Raw genomic sequence first — 21,917 nt, 5'->3', positions numbered from 1 at the left:
ATCTTATATTTATAGATCGTAAAGGTTGAGCGTTGTAATTCTACATATGTTGTGTATTATCATCTGAGGCGTTCGCTATTTGAATAACTTAAACGGATTATACATATGAAAAAATTGTCTTTATTGCTAGTAACGCTTTTAGGTTCATCAATCGTATTAAATAGTTGTGCGACTATCGGTCTTACAGATTATGCCAAAAACGATAATACAACGGAGCACACAAAAAACGTTTTATCTGAGAGCGTCATTGCAGTGGGATATCCTAATAAACCTATACAAGGATACGAAGATGCTATGATTCTAGCTGGTAAAAATTATAGTTTTTTGGTAGAGCCTGTAGTCTCTGCTAATACACAATCTGATCTGTTTAAAAGAATTTTCGCTCAAGTGGATTTAGGCTCGTTATACATCGACACTCAATCTTCATATACCAATCGTAATATTCAACAAAAAACTCAAGCTGGTTCCAATGAGCTTATTCTAGATGTAGAAAATGATGAATCAAATCAAATTAAAAACGTACCTACAACTGTTGGCTTGCTATATGCTAAGCCGATTAGTGCCCTAAAGATTAGCGAGCAATCAAAGTTAGAAAGTTTTGGATTTGAATGTAAGACAGCCATTGTTACTGAGCAACAAAATTTAATTTGTCAGCGTGCAGTAAACGTTGAGCTGACGGTAGCTTCTGCAGTACAAAACATTAATGACGTCAATTATAAGCTCAAGCAGCCCTTAAATATCCAGTTGAATTATAAGTGGGAGACAGGCAGTAACGCTAATAAGTTTAGCGCGGTTCTACTACCAGTTGCCATGGCAGTAGATATCGTCACTCTACCTATTCAAGCTTTAGGTGTTGGTCTTACATATGCAGCTTTCGCAGCAGCATATGGTCAATGCGGTGGTAGTCGTAGCTGTATATAGCGTGTCGGCTTTCGAAAGTTAAAGCGTGCCTTCCATGCACCTTTCGGGTTTTATTTATGTAATGGAAACCTGAAGTTCAGCCTACGCCAGGCCGTCAACTCTATATGATAAAGGCATCATTTATATTTACTAATGCAATTTAACCAACGACGCTACCCATTTCAAAAATAGGTAGATAAAGAGCAATAATGGTCAAAGGAATAAGAAGAATAGCCAAAGCTAAGAGAAAATATTGAGTGGTAGCTTGCCATCTTTTTGACGGTTCCAACAAATAAACCAAGGGTATTGGGATCAAGGCTAACCCTAACCAGTATTTATGAGTACTTAACACGACCTTAGTGAAGACTGGTATATCAACACCAAAACTTTTATACAATTCTCCAAAAGTTGGAGTCACCAAAATTACTACTATTGCGCAGAATAAAAATAAAAATGATGTTGCTATCGCTAAAATTTTCATAAAATCACTAATAATTAAAGTCGTAGGTCGCGCCTAGTGTGCGATTTTTAGCGTTACTAATCTCATTAATGCGTGGAACGCACCCTACGTCAATCACTGTTGTTTCTTAATTACTTTGACAAAGTCGCTCATATAAACGCTTATCTACTGCATCAGTAAACTCAAGAGGGCGAGTAGAACGATCATCTGCCCCCAGCTCAAACATGTCAAATATATCTACAAAAGACCCTAAAGGCTCTGTCTTTGCAAACAGCCTTTGAGAGTGCGTAGTGATAGTTTGTTCTCTACAGTCAATAATATATGAAGCAGTTATGTAAGGCTCATAAAGCGCAATGGGGTAATCAGAGAAATGACTTTGAGGCCAAGTACTTGTCTTCATAGGTATTTCATGTTGCGAATCGCCTAAATGCTCAGTCTGATGCGGATTGATATAGATTTCAACAGGGTCAGTTGGATCATTTTCATTTATCAATTGCCATTCAGCGAAGCTTGGTTGTGAGAGCAGCAATATAAGCAATAGTGAAGTTGATTTTTTCATTACTTACCAACCTCAACACTAGTCACGTTCTGAAAGCCCCTTGGCAACTGACCACCACGATTGCCGCGCACACCCGTATAGTTAGCCAAATCATTTGGTTTTAGCGTCACATGACGTTTGCCAGCAGTAATGATTAGGCTGTCTTGCTGACTGAGTGGCGTGATTGTAAGCACTTCTTCGCCTTCTTTTAACTTGATAAGTTTATTGCCTTTACCGCGTGCCTGTTCAGGCAAATCATCGAGGGCAAATATCAGTAAATATCCAGCATTGGTCACGACGGCGATATGGTCAGGTGCTACACGTGTATTGCTATTCTCACCGTCAGCATTAGCGGTCGTTTCTACTGGCGCATCGATACGCGCAACAGGGAGCAAGCGACTATCAGCCGCTAAGTTAATGATGTTCTTACCTGCTTTTTGATTACTATCGAGATTACCGATGGTGTTGATAAAGCCATAACCTGCGGAGCTAGCGAGGATGTGGCTGGTTGTCAGCACCGGTTAATAGCTGCTCAAAGCTAGCACCTGCTGGTGGTTTTAACACACTGGTCAGAGGATCGCCTTGACCACGAGCCGATGCGAGATTGTGCGCGTCAATACTATAGCTGCGTCCAGTGCTATCGAGCACGTAGATTTTCTCATTGGATTTGCCACGGACGTGCGCTTGATAGCTGTCACCTGAACGATAACTCATGCCAGCGGCATCGACGTCATGACCTTTGGCAGCACGAATCCAACCTGCCTTTGATAGGATGGCAGTGATTGGTTCGCTCGGTACAAGGTCAGATTCTTTTAATGCTTGCGCTTCTTCGCGCTCTGCTAGTGGTGATACGCGCTCATTGCCATGTTCTTTCATATCAGCTGTGAGTTCTTCAATCATCAGATTGGTCAGACTGTCTGGATTGTCCAAATACTCTTGAATGATCGCGCGTTCGGCAGCCAGCTCATCTTGCTCGCGGCGCAGCTCAATTTCCTCTAACTTTGCTAGCTGACGCAGACGAATATCCAAAATAGCATTGGCTTGAATCTCAGTGAGGTCGTAATCTTGCATTAACGATAATTTTGGATCGTCCTCTTCACGAATGATGCGAATGACTTCATCAATATTGAGATAAGCAATCAACAAGCCCGCCAAGATATGTAAGCGTTTATCGATTTTATCGAGGCGATATTGTAAGCGACGGGTGACCACTGAACGGCGACAGATTAGCCATTCATCAAGGATTTCTTTTAGATTTTTGACCTGTGGTTTACCATTTAGGCCAATCATATTCATATTGACGCGATAATTGCTTTCTAGATCCGTACTGGCAAACAGATGGCTCATGACGCGAGCGACATCGACCCGGGTTGATTTGAGCTCAAGCACGATACGGCAGGCATTTTCGTGATCTGACTCATCATGGATATCGGTAATCCAAGGCAGCTTTTTGTCCGTCATTAACTTGGCGATTTGCTCTTGAATCTTGTTGCCTGAGACTTGGTAAGGCAGCGCGTCAATGATGACGAGATTTTTCTCTTTAGGGTCAACATGGAAGGTTGCACGCATTTTATAGCTACCGCGTCCAGTCTCATACATCGCTTGCAAATCTTTTTTGCTGGTGATGATTTCAGCTGGAGTTGGCAAATCAGGCGCTGGTATTGATTGCGTGAGCTGCTTAACGGACAACTCTGGATTTTTAAGCAAGCGAATCGCTGCACGCACCACCTCATTAAGATTATGCGGTGGAATATCGGTTGCCATACCGACCGCGATACCTGTTGTGCCGTTTAATAGTATGTTAGGTAGGCGGGGGCAGGTAGGGTAGTTGGCTCTTGCATCGTGCCATCAAAGTTATCCTGCCAATCGACTGTACCTTGTCCGAGTTCTGCCAGCAACGTATTGGCATAAGCCGACATTTTGGCTTCGGTATAACGCATGGCGGCAAAGGATTTGGGATCATCAGGACTACCCCAGTTACCTTGACCCGTAATGAGCGGATAGCGATAGCTGAACGGCTGCGCCATGAGCACCATGGCCTCATAACAAGCACTATCGCCATGCGGATGGTATTTACCTAAGACGTCACCGACGGTACGCGCAGACTTTTTAGCTTTGGCAGTAGATTTTAGCCCCAGCTCACTCATGGCGTAAACAATGCGGCGCTGGACAGGCTTTAGGCCATCGGCGATATTTGGCAGCGCCCGATCCATGATGACGTACATCGCATAGTTGAGATAGGCCTGCTCAGTGAACTCTGCGACTGAGCGAGTATCCATCGGTTCATTGGGAATAATAGGGTCAATCGTATGATCAATAACATCGGACATAAAATAGGGTTCACTTATCAGTTTTAATAGGTATAAATAATCGGTGCAAGCGTACAAATAGGATAGCGCTATCGTAAAGGATATTGGCAAAATTAAAAAGGCATAAGTCAGAATAGACGACAGGTCGTGACGTGCTAAATAACGATAAAGAGATTACACAGCGTAACTTTGTGACCTTAGCAGAGCTTGCTACTGCCCTTGATAGTAAAGGTAAAAAATAGTTAACGATAAAACACTATAAAGAGTATTAATGAATAAATGTTCGCTAATAAATCGCTGAAAAATTATCGCTTATTGTTATTAAGGTTTTGATAACTATGACATTATTGACCGTCAAGACAGTTTGCGAACTCAAGTAGCAATCTTTTATATTGAGTAGTCTGTATAAAGTGTGTATGTTAATGAACAGAGGGCTATTTACCGCTATATTGTTTGCTCATCACCATATGATTGCCTCACAGCCAAGCTTGCTATTACGATGACAAGCCTGCGCTCTGAGTTTTTATATTTTTATCACACTGTGATTCGTATGGGTTGACGGTAGCGTACTATTACTAGGAGAGAAAAGATTATGGAAAATCACAGTAACCTAATTCGTCGTAACGATAAAGTATGGGTCAAAACTTACGAAAAGCTTGGTATTCAATACGACATTGATATGCCAGCCGCTAATACTTCTTTAATCGATATATTTGAGCAGAATTTTACGAAGCACGCTGGCAAGACAGCGTTTGTCTGTATGGATGCAAAACTCTCCTACGAAGATTTAGATCGTTATAGCAAACAAATTGCTGCCTACTTGCAATCACTTGGGTTAAAAAAAGGCGATAAAGTCGGCGTCATGATGCCAATATTTTGCAGCTACCGGTTGCCGTATTGGGTGTGCTGCGTGCTGGCATGACCTTGGTTAACGTTAACCCGCTTTACACCTCAAAAGAGCTTGAGCATCAACTAACAGACTCTGATACCAAAGCATTATTTATTTTAGAAAACTTCGCCAAAACGTATGAAGACATTGGTAAGGACTTGGTTGACCATGTCATCGTGACGTCAATGGGTGATTTGATGAGTCCATTGAAAGGCTTTATCGTTAATATGGTCGTGCGTCACGTGAAGAAGCTTGTACCTGACTATAACCTTAAAACCAGCACCAACTTTAAAACAGCACTGAATCGCTTCTCAGCCAAAAATTACAAACGTCCAGATAATATCTGCCTTGATGACATTGCCGTTTTGCAATATACCGGTGGTACGACCGGTGTTGCTAAAGGTGCAATGCTCACGCATGGTAATTTAGTCGCCAACCTGATTCAATGTGATACCTATCTTGGCGATGCTTTTGATAAGTTTGAAGGTATGGATGAGCAGCCAGTTATCATGACCGCCTTGCCGCTATATCATATCTTCTCGTTTACCGTTTGCGGTATGTTTGGCTTATATCGCGGCTGTATCGGGCTACTGGTACCAAACCCACGTGACGGCGCAAGCTTAATCAAAGCTTACAAAGATTATCCACCAGCGTTTTTCCCAGCGGTCAATACGCTGTTTAATGCTTTAGCAAATAGCGATCCATTTAAAGCCTTAGATCATAGCAAACTTGAGATGTCGATGGGCGGTGGCATGGCAGTATTAAAAGACACCGCTGACAAATGGCAAAAAATTACTGGTAATGTGATCGTACAAGGCTATGGTCTGTCAGAGACGTCTCCTGTGGCGTCAGCAAACCCAGAAGGTACGGGCGAATTCTCAGGCAATATTGGTCTGCCGATGCCAGCGACAGACATGGCTATCTTGGATGAAGAAGGCAATGAGGTCGCACTGGGTGAGCGTGGCGAGATTTGTGTTCGTGGTCCACAGGTTATGAAAGGCTACTGGAAACGTGATGATGCTACTGCTGAAGTCATGACGTCTGACGGTTATTTCCGTACGGGTGATATCGGCGTGATGGATGAAGAAGGCTACTTTAAAATCGTTGATCGTAAAAAGAATATGATTTTGGTATCAGGCTTTAACGTCTATCCAAACGAAGTCGAAGATGTGATGTCAGGTCATCCAAAGATTTTAGAGTGCGGTGTCATCGGTATCGAAGATGAAAAGAGCGGCGAAGTGCCAAAGATTTATGTCGTGCGTAGTGATGACAGTTTGACTAAAGAAGAAGTGCTTGCTTATAGCAAAGAGAATTTAACTGGTTATAAGCGTCCTCGTTATGTTGAGTTCATCGATGAGCTACCAAAGTCAAATGTCGGTAAGATTTTGCACAAAGATTTGCGCGTGCTGGAAGAACAGAACCACGGTTAATAAGCTAGCCTTCAGTGCCAGAGTATTTTTATGAGTGTCTGCTACTGTTTGTTAGGCACTCGTAAAGTCATCATGATAAGTCACCACGATACTAATGATAAAAACTAAAGCTACCAACTAACGCTACGAACTAAATCTGAAAGAAACTATCAGGATGCTAAGTTGTCGTGATAGTGGTGGTTGTGATACTGGGTGTCGTGATCCAAAAATGGTAAGGTTGCTGGTATGCTGCCTTATCATTTTTTGTATTTATTGCTTTTTTTGTCGCTATGACCCAGTCAGGTAGAGATAGAGAATTTTTAGCAAAACTGCTATAGTGCTTACCGACATATTTGTCTATTTATCGACGAGATGACGTTAGTTTTGCGCTATATCTCTGATAAAACTATCAGGGATAAAGGGGTTTTTAATTCGGTAGTGCTGAGTTATTATGCTATTTATCAAGGACTTAACGTTGCGCTTTGATTGACAAAGCTTGTGAATGACAAACCTTTTTTGTTACCACGTTTTTTATTCACAAGCTTCTGCTGTCATTGATCAATCACAAAAAATAATGGTGTTTTCATTAGATTATTCTACGTTTTTAACGGTAACATTTAGGGAAAATTATGACCGACAGTATCAATAAAGAGACCACAAACGATAACGCTGCAATGAACAATAAAGACAGCGTATTTCCTACTATGCCGACGATAGATAGTGACAGCCCATGGTTGAAAACTTATGAGCGTTATGGCATTGATGCGACTATCGATATGCCTGATGACAATACCTCTTTACTTGATGTGTTTGAGCGTAACTTTAGCCGTTATGGGAAAAAAACGGCTTATATTTGTATGGGTGCATCGATTAGCTTTAAGGAATTGGATTTATACAGTCGCCAAATTGCCAGTTACTTACAATCATTAGGATTGGTAACAGGTGATAAAGTTGGGGTGATGATGCCCAACCTCCTGCAATATCCAGTGGTTGCTTTGGGGATCATCCGTGCCGGTATGGTGTTGGTCAACGTCAACCCTTTATATACCAGCCGAGAGTTATCGCATCAGCTGCATGATAGTGGCACCAAAGCCCTATTCATTGTAGAGAACTTTGCGAACACCTATCAAGAGGCAGAAGACAAAGGTCAGGTTGAGCATGTCATCGTTTGTAAGATTGGCGATATGCTAGGAACAGTGAAAGGAGCCGTCGTTAACCTCGTTGCGCGCCATGTCAAAAAAATGATTCCGGCTTATAGTCTGCCAAACAGCGTGAGTTTTAAGCACGCTTTAAATGCAGTATCAGCCAGCAAATATAAACGCCCTGATTTGAATTTAAGCGACGTGGCATTATTGCAATATACTGGCGGTACGACAGGGGTTGCCAAAGGTGCAATGCTGTCGCACGGTAACTTAGTTGCCAACATGCTACAGATTAGTGCATTGATGGACAGTGCCTTTGATGATGATGTTGATGCTAGTGATGTCATCCTGACGGCACTGCCGCTATATCATGTATTCTCATTTATGGTCTGCGGCATGTATGGCATGTACCGAGGTTATGCAGGCTTGCTTATCCCAAACCCTCGTGATCTTGATGGTCTGATTAAAGAGATGGCCAAATACAAACCCGCCTTTATCCCTGCGGTGAATACTTTGTTCAACGGTCTAGTACACAAAGACGGCTTTGCAGACTTAGATTTCTCTAACCTAAAAGCGTCTATCGGTGGCGGTATGTCTGTCTTGCCAAGCGTGGCAAAAGAGTGGCATAAAATCACTGGTCTGCCTATCGTGGAAGGTTATGGTTTGTCAGAAACCTCACCAGTGGCTGCTTTTAACCCGATGACCATTGCTGAATTCACGGGTAAAATTGGTATTCCTGCCTCTAGCACCGATATAATACTAATCGATGATGATGAAAATGAAGTCGCATTGGGTGATCGCGGCGAGATTTGTGTCAAAGGCCCGCAGGTAATGATAGGTTATCAAAATCGTCCAGAAGAAACGGCTGAAACGTTTACTGCCAATGGCTTTCTGAAAACTGGCGATATCGGCATCATGGACGAAAAAGGCTTTATCAAAATCGTTGATCGCAAAAAAGACATGATTTTAGTCTCTGGTTTTAACGTTTATCCGAACGAAATTGAAGAAGCCATGAGCGAGCATCCAGCTGTGGTAGAATGCGGCGCTATCGGTATTCCAAACGATGACCGCGGTGAAGAGCCCAAGTTGTTTGTGGTCAAAAAAGGCGATGTGACCGAGCAAGAGTTGCTTGATTTTGGCAAAAAGCAACTGACTGGCTACAAGCGTCCGCGTCACATACAGTTCGTCGATGAATTACCAAAATCAAACGTGGGTAAAATCCTGCGTAAAGAATTGCGTAAGATGGAAGGGTTAGAATAAAGTTGGTGCTATTTCTTTGTTAAGCCAATGACTGGCTCAAGTAGCGGCGCAATAGCTCGAACGAATCTTGCTATTGCGCCGCTGCCACGTTAGGATATCTCAATATTTACGTCTGCTATGGCATCCAATTATTATTTATTTTAGCTTGTTAATAGTTTGCTAGATAAATGAAGGTTGGCCACGTAATGACAGACACCTCATTTTATGACACCGCCTTTAAAACATTGTACTAGGGATTTTTATGCGTATTGACAATCGTGAGCTTGACCAACTTCGCTCGATCAGCTTTGAGCGCCATTATACTAAGCATGCCGAAGGGTCAGTGTTAGTCAGCTTTGGTGATACCAAAGTATTGTGTACCGCTAGTGTTGAATCTGGCGTACCGCGTTGGCTTAAAGGTAAAGGCAAAGGCTGGATCACTGCTGAATATGGTATGTTGCCACGCGCGACGAATACTCGTAACCAACGTGAAGCGGCACGTGGTAAACAATCAGGTCGTACCCAAGAAATCCAGCGTTTGATTGGTCGTAGCTTACGAGCGATGATTGACTTGAGTAAGCTGGGTGAAAATACCATTTATCTTGATTGTGATGTTTTGCAAGCCGATGGCGGTACTCGTACTGCTAGTGTGACAGGGGCTGCTATTGCGCTTATCGATGCATTAGAGAGTATCCAAAAAAGCAAAAAACTCAAGGCAGATCCACTGATTGGTTTGGTCGCTGCGGTCTCTGTTGGTATGAAAGACGGCAAAGCGTATCTAGATTTAAACTACGAAGAAGATGCCAGCTGTGATACTGATTTGAATGTGGTTATGACCCAAAAAGGCGAATTTATTGAGCTACAAGGAACGGCGGAAGAAAAGCCATTTACCCGCGCTCAAGCCGATGATATGCTGATCCTTGCCGAAAAAGGCATCGCTGAGCTGATTGCCATGCAAAAAACAGCCTTGGGTTGGTAGTCCTATTGATGACTACTTGCTCATCGTATTTTCAGTAAACTTTTACTTTCTTATTACTCTGTAACAGGTAGTCATGCATGCTCAAGCTGACCGACGATGGTGCCAAAATCACGCTACAAGATCAGCCAAAAACGACTGATGATGGCATGTTTTGGTTTGGCTCAGCATTATTAATAGGAGCAGTGGCGGTTGCTTTGGCAATGAGTCTGCTGCCTGAGCGCTTGGCTATAGGGGCATTGGCGCTACTGATTATTGGTAGCTTTATCTTTAATCGAAAACGCCAACAACATAAAAAAGCCATGGCTGGCGTTATCAGTAGCGGCATCTTGTGGCTGCGTGCGGGTGAGCTGGTGCATGACAATCAAGGTAAGCGTCAGCATATTCAGTTAACCGACGGTGATAAAATCATGCTTATTGGTGAGCAATTACAGATTGTTGATTGTGATGATATACGCAAATACCATATTAGCGGCTTTGATAGTATCCAAGAGGCAACCGCTGCCAAAGCTATTTTGCAAGGTCAAGCATTGGGCAAGCGCCATGTGAATATCAAAATGAGTAACGAGCTTATTTCTTAGCCGATTATCTACTGGATTGGGCTATAAAAAACCTAAGTGGCTTTCTCTGAGCAGTATTTTATTTCAGCAATCTTCTATCTCAGATAATATTTTATCTGCTCAGTACTCTATCTACGCAGTATTTAATCTAAACACTGCTTATTCTATTTCCTTTTTATTTAGCGCCAGCTCTCCATCGTTTTTCTACGTGCTCTTCTTATCTAACCATTAGTCGGCATTTTTATACCTTTTATCGGCTATTTAAGCCGAATAATGCTTGCAGCTTCATGTCTAAATGGTTTATAAGTAAGATTAGAACATCCTATTATTATGGTTTATGTTGTCATTTATATTTTATTGACAAGGAGTTGGTCATGTCGCGTTTGCCTGTGTCATTATCTATATCGCCGTCGGTTACCGCGTCGTGCAGTCTTTTATTGTTTACCGTTGGCTTAGTAGGTCAGGCCCATGCCGATAGTATGAGTGCGCTGATCGCCCAAAAATCTGTGCAATCTGATTTTAGTGCTCGCTATACACCTTCATACTCAGCCGTGCCCTCTGCGAAAGTCAGCACGCGTTCTACCATTCAACGTGCAGGAACTTATCGCTCAAATTCTGCCAGTGCTCCACCAGTGATTCAGACATCCTATCGTTATCCTGAAGTAGCGCGTCAAGCACCAGCAGTGATGCCCGCTTTTTTATCGGGTAATTATGATAATGTCGATAGCGAGTATTTACCGTTACTGAGCAGTGCGGAGATGCAGAGTAGTTTGGCCGCACGTGAAGTAGTTAGTACAGCACGCAAGATGGCGCTGAATGAGCGCGCGATCATTCAAGGTGGCTGCTGGGACTATCTCAATGCCGTGTTTAAACGCGCCGGGGTGACACGCGATACCATTCATAAAGGTACTTATGGTCAAGGTCCGTATGCCAATAGTGGCGAGATTGAAGTTGGGGATTGGCTCTATTATATCAATCATGGCTATAATGGCGTCGAGCATAGTGGACTGTTTGTCGGCTGGGTTGATGAGCGTGCAAAGCAAGCACTGATCCTCAGCTATGCGGGCGAAAACCGCCGCGAACCTGCGCGTTACCGTGTTTATGATTTGAGTAATGTCTATCAAATCATGCGCCCTAGTGTTTAAGGTGTCATATTTATGATGTCCTAAAAAAAGCGCCCGTTACTTTAATAAGTAACGGACGCTTTGAGTTTAGAGGTATTCAGATTTAAAAATCAGTTATGAGCATATTTACTGGATTTTAGAAGGGCTTTACTACTACTAAGATGACGATAATGACCAATGCAAACACTGGTACTTCGTTAAACCAGCGCCAAAATTTATGCGTCTTATAATGCGGATTATCCATTAGCTTTTTACGATAAAAGTCACAAGCACCGTGATAGCCAGAGAGTAGCACCACTAATAAGAGCTTGACGTGTAACCAGCCTTGGGTTTTATACACCTCCCAGCCTAGCCCCAACATCCATAGACCGAAGACCCATGTGGCTATCATCGATGGCGTCATAATACCGCGATAGAGCTTGCGCTCCATAATAGCAAAGCGTTCATGGCTGATGCTGTCGTCACTCATCGCATGATAGACAAACAAGCGTGGCAAATAAAATATCGCCGCAAACCAGCAGACCATCGATATAATATGCGCCGCTTTAATCCAATTGAAATAATCTGCCATCACATTCTCTCTTACGATTTAATATTTTATCATCAATAATGTCGGCAAGCTTAGCGCAGATTATCCAATAATGGTAGCGATAAAAAACGCTACTCTGCCATCATCACTTGCGATTGATGACCACTCATCGCATCCATCACAGGCAATACTTTGGGCGCTCTTGGCGCGGCAAATTGCTTTGTTAGACCAAGCTCACGCATGAGTCTGTCATCGCCTGATTGGCTTGCATTGCCAGTAGTCAGCAGTTTATCGCCATAAAAGAATGAGTTGGCACCTGCCATAAAGGCCAAGGCTTGTTCAGAGTCGGATAGGCTTTCGCGGCCAGCAGACAGACGCACATAGCTGGTCGGGCAGCAGATACGTGCCACGGCAATAGTACGAATCCATTCAATCACTGACAGTTGACCTTCTGCCAATACTTTGTCGCCAATTGGTGTGCCTTTAATGGGCACAAGCAAGTTGACGGGAATTGACTCTGGCGCTTTGGGCATTTTTAGCAGCTCATGTACCCAATCGATACGGTCGTCACGGCTTTCACCCATACCGACGATATTGCCACTACAGACATTGATGCCTGAGTTACGCACGTTGTCTATGGTATCTAAGCGCTCGTCATAGCTTCGCGTGCTGACGACTTGCTCATAATAACGACGTGAGGTATCTAGGTTATGATTGTAATAATCGAGTCCAGCATCCGCCAGTTGCGTCGCTTGATTGGTATCTAGCATACCAAGGGTCATACAGGTCTCAAGCCCTAAGGCCTTCACTTCTTTGATCAGCTCAACCACATAGGGCATGTCTTTGGCGCTTGGATGTTTCCATGCCGCACCCATACAAAAGCGTGACGAGCCACTGGCTTTGGCACGTTTGGCCGCAGCAATGACTTTATCGACTTCTATGCGTTTCTCTGCTTGTAATTTAGTCGTGTCGCGGTGGTGACCGGATTGTGAGCAATAGCCACAATCTTCGGGGCAGTTACCTGTTTTGATCGACAACAAAGTACTAATTTGTACTTCATTGGCAGTGAAGTGCGCCCGATGTATCGTTTGCGCTTGCAACAACAAATCCATCAATGGCAAATCAAACAGTTCGGCGATTTCTTCGCGGCTATGCTTACGGGTCATTTTTTGGCTGGCGGTGGCATCCGTTGTTAAGTTGTTTAAAAAGTCATTGTCCAAGCCGCTGTGGCTGTTATTTTTATTATTGAATATGTCAGTGGGGCTACTGGCATTAGGCTCTGAGATGTTAAGTAATCCTGCCATCATATAATTCCTTTTATAATAGTTTTTGAAACAATCATTTTGAAGAGAATAGTGGTTAAAAGAGTTGTTTGTAAAGCCATGAAATTTTAGATAATAAAAAAGGCTGCGATATAGTATACCGCAACCTTTTTAGAAAATCAGAACACTGCGAAAGAGTAAAGTAACTGAGCGCTAAATAATCGTGATCTGTTTTCTTTATTTACGTCGATCTATTTACGTTATGATTTACCAAGTTTGTGCTTAGCAACCCCAATCCAATGGTTGGCAAGTTTTTGTGCTTTATAAGCATAAGGCTTGGCTTTTTGGATATAAGGTTTACATTCTTCTGGAATAGCTGGCACGATATGCTTAGCAAGTTTATTGAACCACATCATTAGGCTGTAATCGCCTTCGATGCTGAGGTTACCTTCTTGTACAGCAGTCATAAAGGCAGGAAGATTGCCTTTGGTCAAAAGCTTAACACCTGTCATCGAATCTTTGAAATTGATGGTGAGGTCTGCTTTTTTAGCATGACCACTGTATTGGCTGAAGCTACCATTATCAAAGACAAAATAACGGGCGATATCCGCTTCAGTGCTGGCAAGCTCAATCGTAACATTGCGATCAGCAAATATTGCTTTCACATCTTCGTTATCACTATCAGCAAGCATGGACAAACGATAGCCAATCACAGCCAATAGCACATCTAACGGATCAGATTTAATATCTAATACAGGAACAGTAAACATAATCGAACTCCTAAAGAATGAGACGCAAAATAATGCGTACTTTATAACAATTTTTGTGACAAATATATAACTAGATTATAAACGATAGAGAGGTTGCTATTCTTTAGGAGTTACGTAGAGAGCGTTAAGTATCTTGTAACATCCAATGACGTCATCTTGATTAAAACAAGTTGTTAATATTTATAAAAATGACAGTAGAAAACAGAATAGCAACGAAAATGAATGCTCGCACTACCTATGCTAGATTGAGCGAATTTGACGGCAGGTTAATCGTAATTTCTGGACGAGATACAGTCGAATAAAGATAATGTAATACAGGCTATATAAAAGGCAAATAAAAGTACCGTAAGTAGATAATGAGCCAATCTAATAGCGTCGCTCGTTGATATAAGCGCGACTCTATCAGTGGAAGCGCGGTTGGTAGTCGTCATCATAAACAGGCGTGTGCTCGATATAGCGTGCCGCTTGCAATTGACGCTGCTGCTGAACGGATTGACTGACATCCTCGTAACGTAGTGCCCGATACAGCACCCAGCCCGCTAAAGGCAACCAACTGATACCCATGGCGATGATATAGCTGTGCCATTCTGACAGCTCTGATAGCATAGGACGACCCGCCACAATGCTTTGAATCGCCTCAACCGCTAGCCAATATGCCATACCACCAAATAGATACCAGAGCAGCCAGCGCTGTGAGGATAAGGCAAGCGCCAAAATCAAGCCTGCCAGCAAGCTATAACCAAGCAGTGCCGCCGTGCTCCACGTTTCTATACCAATAACCGAAAATATAGTCAGTAACATCATTCATCTCGCTATTCATAAGGTGAATTCCAATAGGGTCATTATGAAAGTTTGGGGAACAAAGCTAAAGAGGGGACAAGCGACTTTGCGACAACCGTTGACGTTTGGTTTTTTAGCACATTTTGATGGTTTTGTATGGCAAGGTTTAAGCATAAGCGCCGCAAGGATGGGCGCTTATTATTAAGAGTGATAGGAGGGTTTTTGGGTTTTAAAAAGAGACTGATGCAGGTTTAAGGTAAGGTTAAGCGCGATTGCTACGAGTGCCCCACCAAGACAATAGTGAGACTAAAATCGCGCCTAGCAGCATCAGTCCTACAGTGGTTAGCCAATGTGGACCAGTAGGATATTGCCATGGCATCACGTTGTTGATCGCGTCACTATCAAGCGCGCCTAACGCATCTACTTTCCATGGCCATACTTTCACAAGCGAGCCTGCGATAAAACCTGTGAGCAAGGCCAAAGTTGCCTGATAGTAGCGAGACAATAACCATTTAAGTGCGCGAGTAAATAATAACAATCCCGTTGCCATACCCGCAATGACCGTGAAGATTATCGTAAAGTTAAGGCTATGTACGGCTTCTAATACTGCGTCATAAGCACCTAATAGTAATAAGATAAAAGACCCAGATATACCTGGCAGTATCATGGCACAAATAGCGACTGCCCCTGCAAAAAACAAATAAGGCAAGCTTGGTGTGGTCGTGAGCAATGGTAAGCTGCTAATGACCACAGCGGCAACAAGACCAGTCACGAATAGTGCTGCCCGCCCTATATTCCAACGCTGAATCTCACTCAATAATATAAATACTGTTGCGACAACCAGTCCAAAAAAGAACGACCAAATAAATAACGGTTGATTATCTAATAGGTGTTTAATAATACCGGCTAAAGTAGCAAAACTGGTGGCGATTCCCAATAACAAAAATAACAAAAAAGTGGCATCAACTTGTCGCCACACCGCAACCAAACCTTTGATTCCGCCTTCCTGTCGGAATATCTGCCAGAGATTGGGGCCGATGCTACTCAGGGCGTTAATCAAGCGCTCATAAATACCAGCAATCAGCGCAATGGTGCCGCCAGAGACACCCGGTACGATATCCGCTGCCCCCATGGCCATTCCTCGGATATAAACCCCAAATAGTTGCTTTGGACTATCGGAGGATGCAGCAGTGCTGCTCTTATCCAGTGGTTGTGGCGCTGACGGCTCATTTTGCCGCGGTGATGGTGATGCCGTCATGGACAATCCTTTTTTTTTGAAAACACAGTGAAAGTTAATGCGATGCCGCTAAGTATGCTAGGACAGTGATACGAAAATTGACTGTTGCAATGTCGCAATGTAATAAGACATAAAAGCCAGATTAATGTTAAAAACACTAACCTAGCTCCATGGTATGGTGTTGCGAGTGTAGTTGTTACTCCGTGGGCGCAAGTGCTGGATAACCAAGGGCATAAAATATGCCTTCAAGCCCTGTGACATTGATGGCGGCATCAGCACGTGCTTGCACAATGGGCTTGGCGTGATAGGCGACGCCTAGGTCTGCAATGGCCATCATCGGTAAATCATTGGCACCGTCACCGATACAGACCACTTGTGACATCTCGATGCCTAAACGTTCAGCAGTATGCTCAACGATAGCCGCTTTTTTGGCACCATTGACGATGGGCAGCTGTACGTGACCAGTGACTTCCCCTTCGTCGATATCTAGGGCGTTGGCGTGAACTTCGTCAACGCCCAATTGCTCAGCGATGTAGCGGGCAAAGTAGGTAAAGCCGCCTGATACCAGTACGGTATGGTAGCCCAAAGCCTTTAGTGCACTGATGGTAGTGCGAGCGCCCATTGATAGCGTTAGGCGGCTGCAGATATCATCTAATACATCGGTCGAGATGCCTTTTAGTAACGCCACACGCTGAGCAAAAGACTCATCAAAATCCATCTCACCGCGCATTGCCGCTTCCGTAATGGCTTCGACTTCTTCACCGATGCCCGCTGTTTTTGCCAACTCAACGATGACTTCTTGCTCGATTAAGGTGGAATCCATATCAAAGCAGGCAAGCTTGTGGGTACGTAGCATATGACCGACTGATAAAATATGGCAATCGACAATATCCAAGCGTTCAGTACTGCTCGCTTGATGGCTATCGTTATAACCTTCGGTCAAGTCATGACGCAAGCGCGTGGTCAGCTGATCATCAATGATGTGAGCTGCTGCGGTCTTTTTGCCAGGATGCATGAGCGTATCAGTGACTGGAACCAACAAATAGCGGAATACTTGTGCTTGGGTAAAAGGCAAGCGCTGTGCATTTGCTGCTGTTGGCTCTGTATCAGAAACGGTAATATTGACAAAACTGGCATCAGTATCTTCAGCGACGGTGACCAAATGCCAGCTTGGCTGTTCGTCGACCCACGATTGCACATACTGGTGGATATCAAGCGTCGATATTTTGGTCGGTAGCACAACAATAAGAGCAAAAACTGGCAGGGACTGTAGCGCATCAAAATCTTGTAAGTTCGTGTTATCGGGTAACAGTGACGCAATAGAGTCAACGGCTTGTTGCCATGCTTTGCTGTCTTTTGGTAACGAGTAAGATGTATTGTGTGGCATGGCTCAATGGTCCCTTGTATGCTCATATAAGATTGGGAATAATAGCAGCTTTACTCGGCAGCGCCTATAGATGACGCGCAAAGTATCACCGTCGATTAAAGATGGCAGCAATCGTTGAAAAATCATTTGAAATTGAATGTGATTATTATGATAAATTTATAAATCAACTAACGCTATAAGACTTATTATGGTGATATAGTAGATAAGATAAGCGGACTGTATTCATGATGATATCCACAACAATGACTCTCAGTCGCCGCTTACCAAATGTGCCGTAGATTATCCTGAGTATTCGTATTTGAGACAGCAGTTTTTAAGTAACCAAATCTTGTTGTAAATGTTATTTTAGGCAACAACAGACGTGTCGGGTTATGGTACTTAAGTTCAATACATACTTATTAAGATGCGCACTATTATAGTTTTTTTAAATTCGCCAAAAAATGAGGGATAGCCTTGTTTTTTAATTTCTCTTATCCAAAAAAGTTTACCATATCATGACGTATTTAGCGCCGCGGCAAGGGTTGTTTGCCATTATTCTTCTGGTTAGTTTTTGTTTGCAGACGTTGTTATTGGTCATCAGTACCGATCAACAGCTGAGCAAAAGTCGTGCGTTAAAAGGCGAGCAGATGGTCGCCCAGCTGATTGATGAAGCAAGGTTGTCTTTAGAAAATAAAGACCGTGTCAGCTTGAGTGTCATTGCCAATCGCTATACCAGCGAGCAAGACGTGACGCGCATATTGATTAAAGACAATAACGACGACATCTTGGTGCCTGTTGGCAATGCGCCCATGCAGCAAGGTGATACCATTCGGCAGATTGCCACCAATGGCGATTCGGTGATTGGCAGTGTGTCGTTGACGTTAAAAGATATTAGCAAAGGCGAGATTATCGCTATGCAATGGCCGTTCGTCATCGGTACGATGCTGCTGCATTTGTTGCTTTGGCTGGTTTATGGTTACCTTGCCCGTCCAACCAAAGAGCAAATTAACGCGCTTAGCCGCGATATTCAAGATTTGCATCGTGAGCAGTATATGCAAATCGATCAGCGCAGTTATGATCGGGAGTTTGAACGCCGTGCCACGGATATGGATAAAGAAACATCGGAGCATTCTGTAGAGATTGCGACGGACGGTCAGCCAGCCAATGCACATAAATTGGATGTACATAGTGAAGTAAACCAGTATTTAAGAGCGCAACAGAATCAAGCGGCGACTGATACCACTGGCTCTGATAGTCAGCCTATCGATAGTACGACTGAAGAGCGAGCGGAGCATGATGCAGCAAATGGTGCTGCCCAAGATGAGATAAGCCGTGCTCCTAAATCTGGTAGCGCCTCTCGGTTGTCTGCCACCCGCTCATTTGACAGTGTGAGAGTGCAGATTGTATTCCATGACGAGTTCAATATGCTTGAGCGTCTGGCACCGGCTCAGCGTTTACCTTATTTGGCATTATGTACGCAGCTATTGAATCAAGCGGTGACCGAGTTACTCAAGCAGCCATTGTTGTTGGGTGTCAGCGCGATGAACGAGCCACGTTTCGATGACACGGGTGCTAGCGTGTTGTTAAAGGCGGACAATAGCCATGCCAAAGTGGCGTTAGCAGGTGTGATGCTTGGCAAGCTATATTTAATGCTCAACAAAATCATCCATGACAAGCACATTGAGCTAAGTCGCTTTGCACTACCTGCTAAAGCAGGGGTCAGCGATGATGCACAGGCGCAAGCAATGACGCAATTATTACACAGCGTCGGCAAAAAAGAGCAAATGCTGATTTTGTTACCCAATGCAGGTCTCAAGCAAATCAGCCACCATGTGCAGGTGCAGAGTATCATGCGGCCAACCACGGTTTATGAGCGTGAATGTGCGGTGTTCGATGGTGGCAACGATTCGATGATTCAACGCTTAGCAGATGTGCGCAATGCGGTATTGATGATTGAAAGCGCAGATGAGTCGGCTATTTAATGCTGCTTATATTCGCTTATTACTATACAATTGTCTGAGATATTGTCTCTGTCGTTATCTTTAAACAGCCTAAAAATAAGGCAGTAATAATAAAAAGCATTGACAACGTGAAGTAGAGACTTTATAAGGCATATATATATTAATGTATTCTTAATACCCTTGCTAAAATGATAGGAGCTTGTCATGAGTGATGCTGATATTGACGACGATTTTGATGATGATTTTGTCGACGATGATGATGCAAAGATGGTGGAAGAGGCCGAGACGAGCGTGCGTACGCGCTTAAGTAGTCTTGAGAAGCGTCGACTGATCGATAATCTGCTAGAAGAAAAGCGTTTGGCCAAAGAGCTAAAGGATGATCTAGACGATATAGACAATTTCGATGAAGATGGCGATGATTGGGATGATGACGATCTTTAGTTTTTAAACTTAAGTCATAGCCTAATGTGAAAGTGCTCAGTCATTTAAGCCGACTAAAGCCTTTAATAACGGCATATTAGCTGACAGTGTAATGCTAATGATATCGCGATCGTTATTTTTTGACGGTTGCTAGCCACCCGCTCTATGCAGTTATTCTTATTTTATAAAGATGGTTTGGGTGCTTTACCGAAACCATTTTTACCTTCACATTATCCACTATTCTGCACTTAACCGATCGTTTATGGCGACAGCCGCACTCTATCTTTCAAGGACAATTACATCATGAGTAACCAACTAAGCTTCGATGAATTATTAGACTATTTGGACAATCAAGAGAGCCCATTTGTGCTTGATAGTGTCGCCGCGCATGGTTTTTTGACAGCGACAGTTATTGGGCGTCCATTACCGAATTGGCTGGATGCACTGTTTGAAGGCCATGTTAGTGAAATCCCAGAAAACGTCATCGACGGTATCCAGCGCTGGCGCGATTCTATTATCGCTGAGCTAAAAAACGAGACGCCTATTGAGCTACCGTTTGGCGAAGATGCGGGTGATGAAGAAGTGGCTGTTGATTTTTCAGATGAATCAGATATCGTTGCTTGGTCAATTGGCTTTGTCGATGCGATGTATGGCGATGAAGCCAGCGATTGGTTTGAAGATGAAGAGACGGCTGAAGATGTGGCTGTCTTGACTTTACCAATGATTTTGCTAAGCGGTATCGATGATGAAGATCCGGAGCTTGCAGAGATGCGTAAAGATGAAGACAAGCTGGCACAAATGGCCAATAGCATCGAAGGCAATTTGACCGAGTTATTTTTGTTGTTCCATACCAACGATTAGCTTTTTTTTATCAATATAGGGACAGCGTGGTTTGGTCTATATCCAAGTTGACGCTGTCTATATAACGTCACCGATAAGGTCGTATTATGACTGTGCAACTCTCCAATCTTGAGCATTTGCCCAACTACCAAATCACCGAGCGTTTAGATGTGGTGTACGGCAGTACCGTGCGCTCAAAACATGTCGGCAAAGACTTGTTTGCTGGACTAAAAAATATCGTTGGTGGTGAGTTAACGGCTTATACCGAGCTGTTAGAAGAGTCACGCCAAGAGGCGATCGATCGGATGATTGTCAAAGCAGAAGCTTTGGGTGCAGATGCGGTTGTGGGGTTGCGTTTTTCGACCTCTAGCATCGCGCAGGGAGCTTCTGAATTGTTTGTCTATGGCACCGCTGTCAAAGCCATACCGATGCCGCAGCAAGTCTATCAAACCCCACCAAGTGACTCTCATCATCAGTCTGGTCAACAGCCAAATCTACAAAATTCTGCACCGACAGCGACCGATGACTTGCCACGTTTCAAACCTTTTGGTTAGCTAACCAAATCTTAAAGCATCGATGTTTTTTTATGATAAGTTTATGACAAGAGCGTGCCATGAATAATTCCCTTACCCAAATGCTTATCAATTACGCACCGTTTATTTTACTATTCGCTGCTGGTTGGTTTTTTGGGTCGCGTCATGAGCGCCAACATCTCGCGCAGTTAAGCATTGCAGAGCAGGAATTAAGCCATATTATGGTCTCAAGCGAGCGCTTTTATGTGCCAAAACTTGTTGCCCATACTGAGGGCGAGCTGGTACTTGGTAGTGTGGTTATTGCCCAAGATTATTTCAAAATGATTATCGCTCGGGTATTGAGCATTTTTGGTAAAAACTTGACCACTTACGAGACCTTACTCGACCGTGCCCGCCGCGAGGCTCTTGTACGTATGCGTACCGAAGCACAAGCCAAAGGCTATAACCATATCTATGGCTTACGTCTAGAAGTTAGCAATATCAATCAATTGGGCAGCATGGTTGAAGCCATCGCTTATGGCACTGCAGTGAACAGCCGTGAGTAACTCTAAAGCGCAATGAATCACTCAGAATTAATGTAATCAATATCTACGATTGAATGTCAGTCATGCGTTTTGATTGTCCCTCATCTATACCGTCTCTTACTTACCTCACCTGTTATTTATAAAGAATA

18 protein-coding genes and 2 pseudogenes are annotated in these 21,917 nt (G+C 43.5%); 11 read left to right on the top strand and 9 right to left on the bottom strand.

The features are described from left to right. Nucleotides 1-105: 105 nt before the first annotated feature. Complete coding sequence (locus G7Y90_RS01210; protein ID WP_201560973.1) at nucleotides 106-921, top strand: YidX family protein; 816 nt, start codon at nucleotides 106-108, stop codon at nucleotides 919-921. Between the two features lie 139 nt (nucleotides 922-1,060). On the opposite strand, the gene G7Y90_RS01205 is transcribed toward G7Y90_RS01210, so the two are convergent. The 3 genes and pseudogenes from G7Y90_RS01205 to parC form a co-directional block, all read right to left on the bottom strand. Continuing rightward, entirely contained in the window at nucleotides 1,061-1,381 is a 321-nt protein-coding gene (locus tag G7Y90_RS01205; RefSeq protein WP_201560972.1) for a hypothetical protein, read from the bottom strand. Between the two features lie 106 nt (nucleotides 1,382-1,487). After that, entirely contained in the window at nucleotides 1,488-1,919 is a 432-nt protein-coding gene (locus G7Y90_RS01200; RefSeq protein ID WP_201560971.1) for a hypothetical protein, read from the bottom strand. After that, a pseudogene (gene parC, locus G7Y90_RS01195) lies at nucleotides 1,919-4,228 on the bottom strand (DNA topoisomerase IV subunit A). The gene G7Y90_RS01200 and the pseudogene parC overlap by 1 nt, the downstream one beginning before the upstream one ends. A gap of 571 nt (nucleotides 4,229-4,799) precedes the next feature. Between parC and G7Y90_RS01190 the strand changes: the two are divergent. The 5 genes and pseudogenes from G7Y90_RS01190 (at nucleotide 4,800) to G7Y90_RS01170 (ending at nucleotide 11,567) form a co-directional block, all read left to right on the top strand. Then, nucleotides 4,800-6,526, top strand: a pseudogene (locus G7Y90_RS01190) (AMP-binding protein). 608 nt (nucleotides 6,527-7,134) lie between these two features. Beyond that, nucleotides 7,135-8,907: an AMP-binding protein gene (locus tag G7Y90_RS01185; protein WP_201560968.1), complete on the top strand. Its 1,773-nt coding sequence runs from the start codon at nucleotides 7,135-7,137 to the stop codon at nucleotides 8,905-8,907. Nucleotides 8,908-9,148: 241 nt separating this feature from the next. Continuing rightward, complete coding sequence (gene rph, locus G7Y90_RS01180; protein ID WP_045443953.1) at nucleotides 9,149-9,865, top strand: ribonuclease PH; 717 nt, start codon at nucleotides 9,149-9,151, stop codon at nucleotides 9,863-9,865. Nucleotides 9,866-9,942: 77 nt separating this feature from the next. Next, nucleotides 9,943-10,443, top strand: coding sequence for a hypothetical protein (locus G7Y90_RS01175; RefSeq protein ID WP_250163174.1), 501 nt, complete (start codon nucleotides 9,943-9,945; stop codon nucleotides 10,441-10,443). A 353-nt stretch (nucleotides 10,444-10,796) separates the two neighbouring features. Continuing rightward, complete coding sequence (locus G7Y90_RS01170) at nucleotides 10,797-11,567, top strand: hypothetical protein (protein WP_201560967.1); 771 nt, start codon at nucleotides 10,797-10,799, stop codon at nucleotides 11,565-11,567. A 115-nt stretch (nucleotides 11,568-11,682) separates the two neighbouring features. Here the strand turns inward: G7Y90_RS01170 and hemJ are convergent, their stop codons facing one another. The 6 genes from hemJ to serB all read right to left on the bottom strand — a co-directional run bounded on the left by hemJ (nucleotide 11,683) and on the right by serB (nucleotide 17,511). Beyond that, nucleotides 11,683-12,117, bottom strand: a complete 435-nt coding sequence (hemJ, locus tag G7Y90_RS01165) for a protoporphyrinogen oxidase HemJ (RefSeq protein ID WP_250163173.1) — start codon at nucleotides 12,115-12,117, stop codon at nucleotides 11,683-11,685. A gap of 89 nt (nucleotides 12,118-12,206) precedes the next feature. Continuing rightward, the gene (gene bioB, locus G7Y90_RS01160) at nucleotides 12,207-13,241 is read right to left on the bottom strand and encodes a biotin synthase BioB (protein WP_201560583.1); all 1,035 of its coding nucleotides are present in this window, start codon (nucleotides 13,239-13,241) and stop codon (nucleotides 12,207-12,209) included. Nucleotides 13,242-13,597: 356 nt separating this feature from the next. Further along, nucleotides 13,598-14,107: an SCP2 sterol-binding domain-containing protein gene (locus G7Y90_RS01155; RefSeq protein WP_250163172.1), complete on the bottom strand. Its 510-nt coding sequence runs from the start codon at nucleotides 14,105-14,107 to the stop codon at nucleotides 13,598-13,600. 402 nt (nucleotides 14,108-14,509) lie between these two features. Beyond that, complete coding sequence (aciT, locus tag G7Y90_RS01150) at nucleotides 14,510-14,911, bottom strand: AciT family ciprofloxacin tolerance protein (protein ID WP_227676010.1); 402 nt, start codon at nucleotides 14,909-14,911, stop codon at nucleotides 14,510-14,512. Nucleotides 14,912-15,149: 238 nt separating this feature from the next. Beyond that, nucleotides 15,150-16,145 carry a DUF368 domain-containing protein gene (locus G7Y90_RS01145; protein WP_201560573.1) on the bottom strand — a complete coding sequence of 332 codons (996 nt, stop codon included), beginning with the start codon at nucleotides 16,143-16,145 and terminating at the stop codon, nucleotides 15,150-15,152. 175 nt (nucleotides 16,146-16,320) lie between these two features. Further along, complete coding sequence (gene serB / locus G7Y90_RS01140; RefSeq protein WP_250163171.1) at nucleotides 16,321-17,511, bottom strand: phosphoserine phosphatase SerB; 1,191 nt, start codon at nucleotides 17,509-17,511, stop codon at nucleotides 16,321-16,323. Nucleotides 17,512-18,005: 494 nt separating this feature from the next. On the opposite strand from serB, the gene G7Y90_RS01135 reads away from it, so the two are divergent. From G7Y90_RS01135 to G7Y90_RS01115, 5 genes are all read left to right on the top strand, one after another. Beyond that, nucleotides 18,006-19,472: a hypothetical protein gene (locus G7Y90_RS01135; RefSeq protein WP_250163170.1), complete on the top strand. Its 1,467-nt coding sequence runs from the start codon at nucleotides 18,006-18,008 to the stop codon at nucleotides 19,470-19,472. 183 nt (nucleotides 19,473-19,655) lie between these two features. Beyond that, nucleotides 19,656-19,892 carry a PA3496 family putative envelope integrity protein gene (locus G7Y90_RS01130; protein ID WP_045443968.1) on the top strand — a complete coding sequence of 79 codons (237 nt, stop codon included), beginning with the start codon at nucleotides 19,656-19,658 and terminating at the stop codon, nucleotides 19,890-19,892. A gap of 282 nt (nucleotides 19,893-20,174) precedes the next feature. After that, nucleotides 20,175-20,732, top strand: coding sequence for a YecA/YgfB family protein (locus tag G7Y90_RS01125; RefSeq protein ID WP_055124803.1), 558 nt, complete (start codon nucleotides 20,175-20,177; stop codon nucleotides 20,730-20,732). A gap of 86 nt (nucleotides 20,733-20,818) precedes the next feature. Further along, on the top strand, nucleotides 20,819-21,265 hold the full coding sequence (locus G7Y90_RS01120) for a YbjQ family protein (protein ID WP_201560568.1): 447 nt from the start codon (nucleotides 20,819-20,821) through the stop codon (nucleotides 21,263-21,265). 59 nt (nucleotides 21,266-21,324) lie between these two features. Continuing rightward, complete coding sequence (locus tag G7Y90_RS01115) at nucleotides 21,325-21,789, top strand: YbjQ family protein (protein WP_201560567.1); 465 nt, start codon at nucleotides 21,325-21,327, stop codon at nucleotides 21,787-21,789. Nucleotides 21,790-21,917 lie beyond the last annotated feature (128 nt).

It is taken from the genome of Psychrobacter sp. WY6, assembly GCF_018448495.1.
Taxonomy (GTDB): Bacteria; Pseudomonadota; Gammaproteobacteria; order Pseudomonadales; family Moraxellaceae; genus Psychrobacter.
The sequence above is the reverse complement of the archived record's forward strand: the minus strand, read 5'-3'. Positions and strand labels throughout refer to the sequence as shown.